Below are 14418 nucleotides of genomic sequence, written 5' to 3'. Positions count from 1 at the left end.
TTTTATCAAATCAATACTTTTTCACATATTTCAAATTCAAACCGTTCATGGCATTTGGCTGTAAATTATGCACGTTTTTCTGCGTAAAACGTGCCACTTTATCATAAAACAGCACAATTACCGGCACTTCATTTGCAATCATTTCGTTCATTTTTTGATACAATTCAGTACGTTTTTCATCATCTACCGTATTTAATGCTTGCTCATAGAAATTATCGAAAGTAGTATTTTTAAAATGGGTGTAATTAGGTCCGTTTGGCGTGAAGTTTTTACTGTAAAATAACGAAAGATAATTCTCTGCATCGGGATAATCGGCAATCCAGCTTCCTCTAAAAAATGCCAATTTGTTCGTAGCAATTGCTTGGCGAAGCGTGCTTGGTGGCATTACATCAATTTTTACTTTAATACCTAATTTTTCCCATTCGCGCTGCAAATATTCAGCAATATCCAAATAGGTGTTGTTGGTGCTTAAAGTAATTTCAACCGTTGATTTTTTATCTTTTTTAACCTGATCAATCAGTTGTTTTGCTTTTGTTGGATTATATAAAGGATCTTTTGCCGGTTGAAATCCTAGTAATCCGTTTGGAATCATTCCGTTTACCTTTCCATCGCCCATTCCGTTTCGCAGATAAGCAACTAGTTTGGTTCTATCGAAACCATGGTTCAAAGCCTTACGAATTCGAATATCGCTCATCAATGGATCATTCATATTAAAACCCAAATATTCGGTGTTCAAATAAGGACCTGTAAGCATTTTTATTTTGCCTTTGTATTTTTCTTGAAGACTTCCTGTTGGCTGTAATAATTCATCTTTATACGATGGATCCAAACCCGAAATCATATCGATTTTTCCCTGAAGAAATTGCATAAACCCGCTCTGTTTATCAGGTAAAAAAGAAATAGCGATGCTTTCTAAATAAGGCAATCTTTTTCCCGTTGCATCTTTTTCGTGGTAATTTGGATTTTTCCGCAAAACCAACTTCACATTTTCTTCCCAAATTTTAAACTGAAAAGGCCCAGTACCAATCGGGTTCGATCTAAAATCAATGGATTGATCTTCGGTGATTTCTTTAGGAACAACCGAAGCATATTTCATGGAAAGCAAACTCAAAAATGCTGGAAACGGATTTTTTAAATCAATTGTAAAAACCGAATCATTCACGGCTTTATAACTGTTCACATGCTGAAAAACCCATGTTCCCGGCGATGCCAAATCTTCGCTCAAAACTCGGTTAAAACTGTATTCAAAATCGTGTGCAGTAACCACTCTGGTACTGTCTTTCCCAAAATTTTTATGCTTGTGAAAATACACATCGTCTCGAAGAAGAAATTCGTAATGTAAACCATCATTTGAAATGTTCCAACTTTTAGCAATATCAGGCTGTACGTGCAAAGAATCATCTAACTGAACCAAACCATTAAACAATTGCGTGCAAGGCCAAATAATTGCCATGTTTCTAGCAAAAGCTGGGTCTAATGTTTGAATGTTTGCACTTTCATTGTATCGAAACACATCGTTCTCTGTAAACAGTTGCTTTTTTTTAGCACAACTATCTAATAATAAAACACTTAAAATTAAAAAAAGGTAGTTTCCCAGATATTTCATCAAACCAAAATTTGTTTGTAAATTTGCAAATTGCTAACTGCATTTCCTAAATAGTTAGTAAAGATAATTGATTTTTTACACTACTTGTAGATATGATTATGGAAAACAGAAAAAAAGTAGCGTTTTATACGTTAGGGTGTAAACTGAATTTCTCGGAAACATCAACCATTGCCCGCAGTTTTAACGATGAAGGATTTGACAGGGTTGATTTTGAAGAAGTTGCCGATATTTATGTGATTAACACTTGTTCTGTAACCGAAAATGCCGATAAACAATTCAAACAAATTGTAAAAAAAGCTTTAAAAGCAAATGACAAAGCCTTTGTTGCAGCTGTTGGTTGTTATGCGCAATTAAAACCAGAAGAATTAGCTGCTGTTGATGGTGTGGATTTGGTTTTAGGAGCCACTGAAAAGTTTAAAATTACCGATTATATAAACGATCTTTCTAAAAACGATATGGGCGAAATTCACTCGTGCGAGATTGAAGAAGCCGATTTTTATGTGGGAAGTTACTCTATTGGCGATAGAACCCGAGCGTTTTTAAAGGTTCAAGACGGTTGCGATTACAAATGTACCTATTGCACCATTCCATTGGCACGCGGAATTTCTCGTTCTGATACCATGGAAAATGTACTAAAAAATGCACATGAAATTTCTCAAAAAGGCATTAAAGAAATTGTGCTGACGGGCGTAAATGTAGGCGATTATGGCAAAGGCGAATTTGGCAACAAAAAACACGAACACACTTTTTTAGACTTGGTTCAGGCTTTAGATACAGTTGAAGGAATAGAGCGTTTGCGTATTTCATCTATCGAACCTAATCTTTTAAAGAACGAAACCATTGAATTTGTATCAAAAAGCAAAACCTTTGTACCGCATTTTCACATTCCGTTGCAATCGGGTTCTAATACTATTTTAAAGAAAATGAAACGCCGATATTTGCGGGAATTGTATGCAGAACGTGTAGCTAAAATTCGCGAAGTGATGCCAAATGCTTGTATTGGGGTTGATGTTATAGTTGGATTTCCCGGCGAAACCGATGCGTTGTTTTTAGAAACTTATAATTTCTTAAGTGATTTAGACATTTCGTATTTACACGTTTTCACCTATTCTGAACGTGATAACACCGAAGCTATTAGTTTTGATGGAGTTGTGCCGGCAAATGTTCGTGCAAAACGCAGCAAAATGTTACGTGGGTTATCGGTTAAAAAACGTCGTGCGTTTTATGAAAAACAATTGCATACAAATCATACTGTACTTTTTGAAAGCGAAAATAAAGAAGGATACATTCACGGGTTTACCGAAAATTACGTAAAAGTAAAAACACCTTGGAATCCAGAACTAGTAAACACCCTTCACGATATTACCCTTACAAAAATTGATGAAGACGGTTTGGTTCGATTTGATTTTGTAGAAGCGATGGTGTAATTCCACTTATTTAGGGGTTTATTAAATTCTATTTGATTTAAAAAAAAAGTAATTAAATATCAATTACTTAAAAAAAATAGCGAGATCAAGGCAAAACTCCTCTGCAAAGCACTACTCGCAAAATCAGAAATTTAGTAGAAAGTTTACATAAAAAAAGCTGCTTTTTTAACCAAAGCAGCTTTTTTTATGTGTAATTCGTTTTTTAGCTTTCAACAACTTTACCTTTAATAAATAAAGCAACTGTTCCACCTTCCACGTTTTTAGCATTTGATTCAACAGTAATTGTTTTAGAAATCGTACCTGGATTCATGTTGTATTTCACCTCAATTTTATCTGATTTTCCAGGCATAATTGGCGCTTCTGGCTTAGAAGGCACAGTACAACCACATGATGAACGTACGTTGGTAATAACCAAAGGCTCATCACCAGTATTTGTAAACTCAAAAGTTCTTACACCAGTGTCAACACCTTTAACAACCGTACCATAATCAATGGTATTGTTCTCAGCCTTAAACTCAATTTTTGGACCAGTTTGTGCGTATGAAGCAGCTCCAACCAATGTCATCGCTACTATTCCTAAAAATTTTTTCATTGTTTTAAATAATTTTAATTATGTAAATTTAATTAGTTTCAAGTGAAATCCAAATATTTATAATTATTTTTTGCATTTCATTAACATGTATTTCAAAACGTATGCCAAACTTAACAAAAAAAACTTTAAGTAATATTTTATTTAAAGATTATTGTATTTTTGTTGTATAAAACACGATTTAAATAATATTATATGATGATTCCAGCACAATTTGATGCACAACAAGTTGAAAAAAAATGGTATGCATACTGGATGCAGAACCAATATTTTAAATCAACTCCTGATCATAGAATTCCTTATTCCATAGTAATTCCTCCACCAAACGTAACTGGGGTTTTGCACATGGGGCACATGCTGAACAATACCATTCAAGATGTATTAATTCGCCGCGCTCGTTTAAAGGGATTCAACGCTTGTTGGGTACCCGGAACCGATCATGCTTCTATCGCAACTGAAGCAAAAGTTGTAGCTAAGCTAAAAGCAGAAGGCATCAATAAGTCAGATTTAACTCGTGAAGAGTTTTTAAAACACGCATTTGATTGGACCGAAAAATACGGTGGTACTATTTTAGAACAACTCAAACAATTAGGGTGTTCATGCGATTGGGATAGAACCAAATTTACAATGGATGAAGATATGTCAGCTTCTGTCATTCGATCATTTGTTGATCTATATAATAAAGGAATGATTTACCGCGGATATCGCATGGTGAATTGGGATCCTGAAGCAAAAACAACCTTGTCTGACGAAGAAGTGATTTATGAAGAACGCCAAGGTAAATTGTATCATTTAAAATATCAAATCGAAGGCTCTAATGAATTTGTAATCATTGCCACCACAAGGCCTGAAACCATTTTAGGAGATACAGCGATTTGCATCCATCCAGAAGACGAGCGTTATTTTCACCTAAAAGGAAAAAAAGCCATTGTGCCTATTTGCAATCGTGTAATTCCCATCATTTTCGATGAGTATGTGGACAGGGAATTTGGAACAGGTTGTTTAAAAGTAACCCCTGCACACGATGTGAACGATAAAGCATTGGGTGATAAACATGGATTGGAAATTATTGATATATTTAATGAAGACGCTACTTTAAACTCATTTGGATTACATTACGAAGGAAAAGACCGCTTTGAAGTTCGTAAGGAAATCGAGAAAGAATTAGCAACCATTGGCGCATTGGAAAAAGTAGAAACACATATTAATAATGTAGGCACATCCGAGCGAACCAAAGCCGTAATAGAACCCCGATTGTCCGATCAATGGTTTTTGAAAATGGACGAGTTGGTGAAGCCAGCCATAAAAGCTGTTTTAGAGTCAGAAGAAGTAAAATTATATCCTTCTCGCTTCAACAATACTTATGCGCATTGGTTAAACAATATCCGCGACTGGAATATTTCGCGCCAGTTATGGTGGGGACAGCAAATTCCTGCTTATTATTATGGCGACGGAAAAGAGGATTTTGTTGTTGCCGAAAATATAGAAGATGCTTTGGTATTAGCCAAAGAAAAAACCAATAATCCGCAGTTAACAACTCAACATTTAAAGCAAGATCCGGACGCGTTGGATACATGGTTTTCGTCGTGGTTATGGCCTATTTCGGTTTTTGGTGGTATGATGGATCCAGAAAACGAAGAATTTAAGTACTATTACCCTACCAACGATTTGGTAACTGGCCCCGATATTTTATTCTTTTGGGTGGCACGTATGATTATTGCAGGATACGAATATACGGGAGAAAAACCATTTTCGAATGTGTATTTAACAGGATTGGTTCGCGACAAACAAGGCAGAAAAATGTCTAAATCGCTAGGAAACTCTCCTGATCCTCTTGGATTAATTGAAAAATTTGGTGCCGATGGTGTTCGTGTGGGATTATTGCTAAGTTCTTCCGCAGGAAACGATATTTTGTTTGATGAAGAATTGTGTAATCAAGGAAAAGGGTTTGCAAATAAAATTTGGAACGCGTTCCGACTGATAAAAGGTTGGGAAGTTGCCGATTTAGAACAACCACAATCGTCTAAAATAGCTATTGATTGGTATGAAGCAAAATTGCAAAAAACTTTATTAGAGATTGAAGATAATTTTGAAAAATACAGAATTTCAGATGCTTTAATGGCTATTTACAAATTGGTTTGGGACGATTTTTGTTCATGGTTTTTAGAAATGATAAAACCTGGATACCAACAACCAATTGATCGCCAAACATTCCACAAAGCAATTGAAATGTTAGAAGCAAATCTAAAATTGTTGCATCCGTTTATGCCTTTCTTAACCGAAGAAATTTGGCAACACATTACAGAAAGAACACCTGAACAAGCTTTAATTGTTTCAGAATGGCCAACTATAAAAACATTTAACGAAAAATTAATCAATGATTTTGATTTTGCTGTGGATGTGATTTCAGGTATAAGAACCATTCGCAAAAACAAAAATATTTCGTTTAAAGAAGCCATTGAATTAAAAGTAATAAATAAAGAAAATACTTCTAAAGCTTTTGATGAAGTTATTAAGAAATTAGGAAACGTCTCGGCTTTAGAATATGTAAACGAATCAGTTTCTGGTGCTTTATCATACCGTGTACATTCAAACGAATATTTTATTCCTGTTTCAGGAACGGTTAATATCGATGAAGAAGTAAAAAAAATAGAAGAAGAATTGACGTATTTACAAGGATTTTTACGATCAGTTCAAGCAAAATTGTCAAACGAAAAATTTGTTTCGGGCGCACCAGAGCAAGTAATTGCAAATGAGCGTAAAAAAGAAGCAGATGCTTTAGCCAAAATTGCTACTTTAGAACAAAGTTTGGCAACATTGCAATAAAAAAATTCAGCTTTATGAATATGCCCCAAAAAGTTAAACACTATTTGGGGTATTTTTATAGAAATAATTTCAAAAATGATGCATTTGCTAGAATGTGTTCAAATAGTTTTAAAGAAACATGATTCAACTACACTAATTTGCTTAAGTTTGTTAAGAAAAGCGCCTTTTCAGCCTTCAAAAACACAATGGTAAACTATTCAAATTTTAGAGTTTCAATTGCTAGCTAAAAAATAAACCTCGCTTAAACGTACTTAAACGAGGCTTATTTTTTATGTTTTTAGAACTATTTTAAAAAAAGGAGTTGTGTGGCAGTTACCCGTTTTGGTGGTAGTATTTTTCATTTTTTTATCTTTTTTATCTGGTGTGGTGGTATGTATTCCCATGTATTGTCTTTGTCACTAATGATAAATCTTTTGTCATAGTCAGATTCTTTGTTTCTCGGGTCTGAATTATTATAAAAAAATGTTTTTGGGTCAGCATTTGGAAATACCTTATCGTGTTTGTAAACATTGTTTTTGTCAGTTGCAAAGAAAAAGAATTCTGGTCCTTCAATTACATTAAAAGTTGCACCGTCTGCAGCTTGTAATAGTTTTCCACGAAAAAAAACATATTTACCATCTGTTGCATAATCTTTGCCTAAATAACGAAAACTTGTCGGGTTTGCACCTTCAATAATTACTTTGCTATAATAACAAACACCGCAGTCTGTATAGTCATCGCAAGGTATTACCAATGGATAGTAAACGTAGTTTTTGTCTTTAGCATATTGAGTTCCTGGTAATACCTTGAATGTTACAATGTCAATGTTTTGTAATGGCTTAATATTACAAGCTATTTCACCCCCAAAAATAGAGTCTCCAATACGTGTGTAACCATCAATTCGTTCTTTGTCTGCAAGAGAAATCCATTTACCTTTTGAAATGAACTCTTTTGTCCTATCGTTTATATCAGTAGGTTCAAAATACTTTGTTGTCTGTCCATTGCAACTTGTCAAGGTATTTAAAACTATCAACCATATTAAAAAATGTCGTTTCATTGTCGTGTTGTTAATATTGCCCCCAACGTCAGACAGTGCAGTTTTTTCACAGTCTGACGTTTTTGGGCTTAGCGTTCTGAAGGGCTTTCGGATCCGAACCGTTTAGCTAATATATCAATTTTCATAGAAGTACAAAACCTGAATTTAGCACTTCAGCCCGCCTGACACAAAAACCTTGTAGCCGTAGTTTTTTAGTGTCAATTTAAATTAACTTTTACTTTCAGTCATAAAAATAGTATTTCCACTTGTCTTTACCTGTTTCATATAAAGTTGTCAGTTCTCTTTCTGCTTTGTGTTTTTCTGTCGGGTCGTAAACAACAACTTCAAAATTAAACCCGATAATCACGTTTTGGGTAAATGTCAAATTATAGTTGTCTGATTTCTTCTCGTAGTCGTATGCTGAAATTCCCATTACCCAAGGCTTTGGAATACTTTTTAGAAATTCTGGTTCTAATTGATTGATTTTTTTTGGATAGAAGCCATTCTTTTGCTTGAATATCTCAATAGCCAATATTAATTTATCGGCATTATTAATTGCAACTGTCCTACTTAATTCTCTTGCAAGTCCTGAACCCCAAATAGAGAAAACAAAAGCAAATAGAGGAACTGTCCAAAGTAATACAGGGAAAACTTTTTTGTCTTGTTTTTTCATTTGGTTAAATGTCCAAACTAGTCCAATAGGTATTAGTAAAAGCCCGAAAATGCTACCTAGTTGTGCTAAGCTGAAAATTAGGTTTGTCGGTCTACTTAAAAAGCTCGGTCCTGGCAAAAAAGGTGAAAGCACCAAAAAAATTGTCAGTACGTTTATTACGATTATAGCTTTCCACTGATTTCTTGTCATTAGTCTTTATGTGTCGTGGGGGTTTTCTATTATAGTCACCAACTCATTTGCATCCGCAACATTACAACGTCAATCTAGCCAATTTTGGCTGTATATGCGCTATAAATTAGTGTTTTTCTAATATAATAAAAAAATCTTACAAATCTTTAAGAGGATGTTAGTTTACAATAGCTTATGAGTCGTTGTTAAGATTCATTTTCTTTTTGCCCCATCATCATTAAATAAGCTTTTAGGAATGGATCAATTCCGCCGTTCATTACATTGTCCACATCGCTGGTTTCAAGTTGTGTGCGCACATCTTTTACCAATTTGTATGGATGCATCACATAATTCCTGATTTGCGAACCCCATTCAATTTTCATTTTGTTTGCTTCGATTTCATCGCGCTTCGCCTGACGTTTCTTTAACTCCATTTCGTACAATTGTGATTTAAGCAACTGCATGGCTTTGGTTTTATTGTCGAGCTGCGATCGTGTTTCCGAATTCTCGATAATAATTCCCGTTGGGTGGTGGCGCAAACGCACGGCTGTTTCAACCTTATTTACGTTTTGCCCGCCTGCACCCGATGATCGCATGGTTTCCCACGAAATATCAGACGGATTGATTTCAATTTCAATGGTATCATCTGCCAAAGGATACACATATACCGACGCAAATGAGGTGTGGCGCTTTGCATTGCTATCAAACGGAGAAATTCGAACCAAACGATGCACGCCGTTTTCACCTTTTAAGTAACCAAACGAAAATTCGCCTTCAAACTCTAAGGTAACTGTTTTTATTCCAGCCACATCACCTTCTTGAAAATTCAGTTCTTTAATTTTGTAACCGTTTTTTTCGCCCCACATTAAATACATTCGCATAAGCATGGCAGCCCAATCACAACTTTCGGTTCCACCAGCACCGGCAGTAATTTGCAAAACCGCACTCATACTGTCGCCCTCGTCTGAAAGCATGTTTCTAAACTCTAAATCTTCAACAATCGCTAGTGTTGCTTCATATTGTTTTTGAACGTCATCTTCCGAAGCTTCTCCTTCAGCAAAAAACTCCATCAAAACTTGTAGTTCTTCTGCATTGCTTTGTGCACTTTGGTAGCCTTCTACCCATTTCTTTTTTGAACGAATATTTCTAACAATGATTTCGGCTTCTTTGGCATTGTTCCAAAAATCAGGATCAAATGTTTTTTCTTCTTCGTTTTGTATCTCAATTAATTTCTGATCGATGTCAAAGATACCTCCTTAACGCACCAAGGCGATCCATAAGACCTTTTATTTGATCTGTTGTAACCATTTTTGTATGATTTTTGTTAGATTTATAAAAACAAATGTACATCTATCTTAAACAATAAAAAAATGAAAAAGCGGCATTGGTATTTATATATGATAATTTTTGGAATGATGGGCTGCGTGGCTCAAACCAAAACAGGGGCAGACAAAAGTGCAACTAAGATTGAAAATGGAAAAGTAACCCTTTCAAATCCCGATTTAGAATATGAAGTAATTATTATGGATAACGGTTTTGAGCGATGGTTTAATACTAATCGCATGCCAAAAGGTCATTATTCGATAGATTATTTAGAAAACAAAAACCGAAGATGGGTGCAGCAATGGAATGCGAAAGCACTGCAACCAAACAGCGGAATTGATTATACTATTGATTACAACAACCAAACCCATTATGGATATGAAGTGAATTATATGCTGTACCATTATTTGTTGTATTATCAACGGATGAATAATTTAAAATTAGATTAAATAATGTAAATTTGCAACGAGAAATAATTGCACTATGGCATCATTAAAGGAAAAGTGGGGAATAACTTCTAATTTTCAATTTATTATAATTTTGGTGGTTTTTGCTATAACCGGAAGCACTTCGGCTTATATTACAAGACCTATTTTAGAAATGATTGGTATTACAAAAGAAAGTTTGCACCCGTTGATCTATTGGCCGTTGTCGTTAATTTTAATTTTGCCTGTTTACAAGGTTTTATTGATTATCATAGGCACCTTATTTGGGCAGCACAAGTTTTTCTGGAATTTTGTTAAGAAGATGCTGATCCGAATGCGGTTAGGATTTTTATATGGAATAAAAAAATAAGCAAAACTTTATGTTTTTGCTTATTTTTTTATTAGTTATTCATATATTTATAGCTGTATGCCAGATAATATGATGAGATATTTTATTAGATTCTTTTTGTTTTTAAACCTATGTTATTGCAATGCACAAATTGCAACTAACTCTATTATAACGAAAGGACATGATTTTACTATTAAAAAAATCAATTGTAAAGCCCTTATAAACTTTGATTCAAAAATACCGGGAATAACAGATAAACAAATAATTCTGTACAATAAATATCAATTTGAATTACCTTTTATTGAAATTAAATGGTGGATGCAACTTGATAAAAATCTTACAATTCTTTACGAAAATGATCAATTAATTAGTATTGATGCTGGAAGAAAAAGTGATCTTGAGAATGCTAAACTTACAAAATGGAAATTAAAAAAATATAAAAGAAACAAAAAGCATATAGTCGAAGATGACCCAATTGATTTACTTGGAAAAGGATTAGTAAGAAGTTTCAAGTCTTATGAGGAACTTTTGTTTGAGAATAATATTTATATAGAATCATTGGATAAGAAAATTCAGGTAAATGAAGTTTATCATTACTCTAATGGAGTAGTAGATATTTTAGTGGTAAATAAAGGAGAATTAAATGATTTTATAAAGAAAAATATTGAGAGCTTTAGATTTGTAAAATAATAGAAAAATCCCAGCCGTTTGGTTGGGATTATTTTTTGTGAATAATAAAGATACACGGACGTTTGTGCAAATCTATTTTATGTTTTTTCCAGAAGCTTATAGGTTTTGTCAGCATAATTTCAGTTGGTAAGGTTAAGTCACACGCAACGCACAGCGAAGTGTTTGGATGCAATGTTTGAACCATTTCTTCCATCAATTGATTGTTTCGATAAGGCGTTTCAATAAAAAGTTGCGACTGATTTCTTTCAAACGACCATTTTTCCAAATTTTTCAATAGGGCTTTTTTATCTGATTTATCAATAGGAAGGTATCCGTTAAAAGTAAACGATTGCCCGTTCATACCCGAACCCATCAACGAAAGCAGAATGGATGATGGACCTGTAAGCGGCACCACTTTTATGCCTTTTTCATGTGCCATTGCCACAATCACTGCCCCCGGATCTGCAACGCCTGGGCAACCTGCATCGCTCATTAATCCCATGTTTTTTCCTTCCAATAAGGGCTGAATAAACGTTTTTAATTCTTTCGCATCGGTATGTTTGTTCAGTTCGAACAAATTTAAAGTAGCCTGAACTTTAGTTGAATCAATAGCTTTTATAAACTTGCGGGCAACTTTGCTGTTTTCAACAACATAATCGTCAATTAACGAAACCGCTCGCATTACACTTGCGGGTAAAACCTCGTTTGCAGCTGTATCGCCTAACATTACCGGAATTAAATATAAGGTGCCAAATGTTGTCATAAAAAATAATTAAGGAAGTATAAATTTTCCAAATAACACCAACCATAAATAAAAACCTAAACTACCTCCGATTAATCCTGAGATTATGAAAGTAAATCTTTGGTGGTATGGAATGTATTTGAAAATAATAAATAAAGTTACAAATATTCCAATGAATGCTGTAGGTATTAAAATACTAAAATCATTAATATCTAAATTGCGGGCAATTTTTATCTCGTCCATTTTTTTTGGATAACGACCATTCATAAAGTACTTTGTCACTACAATTATAAAATTAAAAGTTTGTCTTAACCAAAAAAGAGAAAGAAAAATATAAAACCAATGAGCAGTTTTTAGTTTTTCGGAACTAATTTTTTTTCGATTGAAATATAACAGAAGTAATCCAAGTGTTCCTGTTATAATGGTTTGTAAAGGACCGCCGAGAGTAAATAAAAGTTGATCCGATTGGGTAATAACTCCTTTAAAGTCATCAGGAATTAGTATGCTTGTAGATGCATAATGTATAAGTGCATCTAATCCAACAAATTTTGCTGCTATGTAATGACCACTTTCATGTGAAACTGTTCCTATAATTGTAAAAACAATAAAAGTTATTATTAGAAGAACTAATAATTTAAAATCTATTTTATAAGAAAAGTACTTTTTCATTAATAACTGTTCAAACCAGAAAAACATAAAAAAACGCCCTTAAGCGTTTTCTAGTTTAATTTTTATTTTTTCGCAAGCATCGTTCAGCATATTATAAACATCCTCAAAACCATTGTCGCCACCGTAATATGGATCGGGAACTTCTTTGTTTTGGTCGGGATACAGTTCGTTTAAAATAAACTGCACCTTGTTAATTGCTTCGTTTGTAGGAGCTAAACGGCACACATTTTTATAGTTGCTTTGATCCATCACATAGATATAATCAAAGTTGTCAAAATCTTCTAAAGTAAATTGTCTTGCGCGTTGGGTAGTTAAATCCACACCATACTTTTTTGCAACGGCAATTGAGCGTTTGTCGGGTAATTCTCCCGAATGCCAAGCGCCTGTTCCTGCAGAATCTACTATAAACCGATCAGAATTTAGTTTTGATTTTAAAATACCCTCTGCCAAGGGCGATCTACAAATATTTCCTAAACAAACCATTAAAATTTTGGCCATTACATAGATAATTTTTTGTTGATATCTTCAAAATGTACTTTAAACTCTTTGTCGGTTTCCAATAAATTATCAACCGTTTTGCAAGCGTGTAAAACCGTAGCATGGTCGCGATCACCTATTTGCGAACCTATATTTGCCAATGATGATTTGGTGTATTTTTTTGCAAAAAACATAGCCAATTGTCTTGCTTGCACAATGTTTCGCTTGCGTGATTTGGAACAAAGTGTTTCTATATCTAAATCAAAATAATCGGATACAATTTTTTGGATATAATCAATCGAAATTTCTTTTCGTATATTTTTAACGAATTTCTCAATTACATTTTTCGCAAGTTCTATCGTTACTTCTTTTTTATTGAAAGACGATTGTGCAATTAACGAAATAATCGCACCTTCTAATTCGCGAACATTTGTTTTAACGTGCTTTGCAACATATTCCACCACATCGTTTGGAATCTCCACTCCGTCGCGGTATAAAATATTTTTTAAAATATTCACACGTGTTTCAAAATCGGGGTGCATAATTTCTGCCGAAAGTCCCCATTTAAAGCGAGATAACAAACGCTGTTCGATATCCTGCATATCAACGGGTGCTTTGTCTGAAGTTAAAATAACTTGTTTTCCGTTTTGATGCAGATAGTTGAAAATATGGAAAAATACATCTTGCGTTCCCGATTTTCCAGATAAAAATTGGATATCATCAACAATTAATACATCAATTAATTGATAAAAATAAATGAAATCGTTACGGGTTTGTTTTCTAACCGAATCTACATATTGCTGCGTGAAAACTTCGGCCGAAATATATAATACCGTTTTTTCGGGATGTTTCTCTTTAATTTCTACTCCAATTGCGTGTGCCAAGTGTGTTTTTCCTAAGCCAACACCTCCGTAAATCAATAACGGGTTAAAAGCGGTTCCGCCGGGTTTGTTGGCAACAGCCATACCTGCACTTCGTGCCAAACGGTTCGATTCGCCTTCCAAAAAGTTATCAAAACTGTAGTTAGAATTTAACTGCGATTCAATCTTAACATTTCGTATGCCAGGAATTACAAACGGATTTTTTAATTCGGGGTTTTTGGTTTGCACAGGAACATCTAACTCCTGCGTTTTAACAGGCTCTCTCTGCGTACTAGGTAATTGTTCGGTGAACGGTTGTTTGGTTCCCGAAGTATTTTCCATTTTAATTTTATACAATAACTTTGCTTTAGGACCAAGTTCCTTAGTTAATGCAGATTTTAATACCTTTACATAATGTTCTTCTAACCATTCGTAGAAGAATTTGCTAGGAACTTGAATATACAAAGCGTTTTCTGTTAACTCAATAGCCTCAATTGGTTCAAACCAAGTTTTGAACGCCTGATCGCCAATGTTGTCTTTTATGTATTGAAGACAACGATTCCAAACAGATATTGCGGTTTCTTGTGTATAGTCAAGCAT

General features: G+C 34.2%; 14 protein-coding genes. 5 read left to right on the top strand and 9 right to left on the bottom strand.

Annotated elements, in window-relative coordinates:
- Window positions 1-10: 10 nt before the first annotated feature.
- A complete protein-coding gene (locus MG290_RS00070) occupies window positions 11-1606 on the bottom strand; it encodes an ABC transporter substrate-binding protein (protein ID WP_264561919.1) in 1596 nt (531 codons plus the stop codon).
- Window positions 1607-1704: 98 nt separating this feature from the next.
- Here MG290_RS00070 and mtaB point away from each other — a divergent pair, with 98 nt between their 5' ends.
- The gene (mtaB, locus tag MG290_RS00065; protein ID WP_264561918.1) at window positions 1705-3033 is read left to right on the top strand and encodes a tRNA (N(6)-L-threonylcarbamoyladenosine(37)-C(2))-methylthiotransferase MtaB; all 1329 of its coding nucleotides are present in this window, start codon (window positions 1705-1707) and stop codon (window positions 3031-3033) included.
- Window positions 3034-3235: 202 nt separating this feature from the next.
- On the opposite strand, the gene MG290_RS00060 is transcribed toward mtaB, so the two are convergent.
- A complete protein-coding gene (locus tag MG290_RS00060) occupies window positions 3236-3625 on the bottom strand; it encodes a DUF1573 domain-containing protein (RefSeq protein WP_257499409.1) in 390 nt (129 codons plus the stop codon).
- Window positions 3626-3817: 192 nt separating this feature from the next.
- Here MG290_RS00060 and MG290_RS00055 point away from each other — a divergent pair, with 192 nt between their 5' ends.
- The gene (locus tag MG290_RS00055; protein WP_264561917.1) at window positions 3818-6448 is read left to right on the top strand and encodes a valine--tRNA ligase; all 2631 of its coding nucleotides are present in this window, start codon (window positions 3818-3820) and stop codon (window positions 6446-6448) included.
- Window positions 6449-6785: 337 nt separating this feature from the next.
- Here the strand turns inward: MG290_RS00055 and MG290_RS00050 are convergent, their stop codons facing one another.
- From MG290_RS00050 to prfB, 3 genes are all read right to left on the bottom strand, one after another.
- On the bottom strand, window positions 6786-7484 hold the full coding sequence (locus tag MG290_RS00050) for a DKNYY domain-containing protein (protein WP_264561916.1): 699 nt from the start codon (window positions 7482-7484) through the stop codon (window positions 6786-6788).
- 220 nt (window positions 7485-7704) lie between these two features.
- A complete protein-coding gene (locus MG290_RS00045) occupies window positions 7705-8325 on the bottom strand; it encodes a hypothetical protein (protein ID WP_264561915.1) in 621 nt (206 codons plus the stop codon).
- A 185-nt stretch (window positions 8326-8510) separates the two neighbouring features.
- Window positions 8511-9612 (bottom strand): peptide chain release factor 2 gene (prfB, locus tag MG290_RS00040; protein WP_264561914.1). Its coding sequence is split into 2 segments (ribosomal slippage): window positions 8511-9548 and window positions 9550-9612, totalling 1101 coding nucleotides; the frame shifts between segments, so codons are not numbered across the junction.
- Window positions 9613-9674: 62 nt separating this feature from the next.
- On the opposite strand from prfB, the gene MG290_RS00035 reads away from it, so the two are divergent.
- From MG290_RS00035 to MG290_RS00025, 3 genes are read left to right on the top strand one after another with little or no spacing between them, the layout of a single operon-like run.
- Window positions 9675-10076, top strand: coding sequence for a DUF6146 family protein (locus MG290_RS00035; RefSeq protein WP_264561913.1), 402 nt, complete (start codon window positions 9675-9677; stop codon window positions 10074-10076).
- 34 nt (window positions 10077-10110) lie between these two features.
- Entirely contained in the window at window positions 10111-10422 is a 312-nt protein-coding gene (locus tag MG290_RS00030; RefSeq protein WP_257499405.1) for a DUF6787 family protein, read from the top strand.
- A gap of 57 nt (window positions 10423-10479) precedes the next feature.
- On the top strand, window positions 10480-11091 hold the full coding sequence (locus tag MG290_RS00025; RefSeq protein WP_264561912.1) for a hypothetical protein: 612 nt from the start codon (window positions 10480-10482) through the stop codon (window positions 11089-11091).
- A gap of 28 nt (window positions 11092-11119) precedes the next feature.
- On the opposite strand, the gene MG290_RS00020 is transcribed toward MG290_RS00025, so the two are convergent.
- Genes MG290_RS00020 through dnaA form a run of 4 tightly spaced genes read right to left on the bottom strand, consistent with a single transcriptional unit; the run spans window position 11120 to window position 14418 of the window.
- The gene (locus MG290_RS00020) at window positions 11120-11833 is read right to left on the bottom strand and encodes an SAM-dependent methyltransferase (protein WP_264561911.1); all 714 of its coding nucleotides are present in this window, start codon (window positions 11831-11833) and stop codon (window positions 11120-11122) included.
- Window positions 11834-11842: 9 nt separating this feature from the next.
- Complete coding sequence (locus MG290_RS00015) at window positions 11843-12481, bottom strand: hypothetical protein (RefSeq protein ID WP_264561910.1); 639 nt, start codon at window positions 12479-12481, stop codon at window positions 11843-11845.
- Window positions 12482-12520: 39 nt separating this feature from the next.
- Window positions 12521-12979 carry a low molecular weight protein-tyrosine-phosphatase gene (locus tag MG290_RS00010; protein WP_264561909.1) on the bottom strand — a complete coding sequence of 153 codons (459 nt, stop codon included), beginning with the start codon at window positions 12977-12979 and terminating at the stop codon, window positions 12521-12523.
- Window positions 12979-14418: a chromosomal replication initiator protein DnaA gene (dnaA, locus tag MG290_RS00005; RefSeq protein ID WP_257499401.1), complete on the bottom strand. Its 1440-nt coding sequence runs from the start codon at window positions 14416-14418 to the stop codon at window positions 12979-12981. Before dnaA ends, MG290_RS00010 begins: the two co-directional genes overlap by 1 nt.

This window comes from Flavobacterium sp. CBA20B-1 (genome assembly GCF_028473145.1).
Lineage (GTDB): Bacteria > Bacteroidota > Bacteroidia > Flavobacteriales > Flavobacteriaceae > Flavobacterium.
This window is presented reverse-complemented; position numbering and strand designations above follow the sequence as displayed.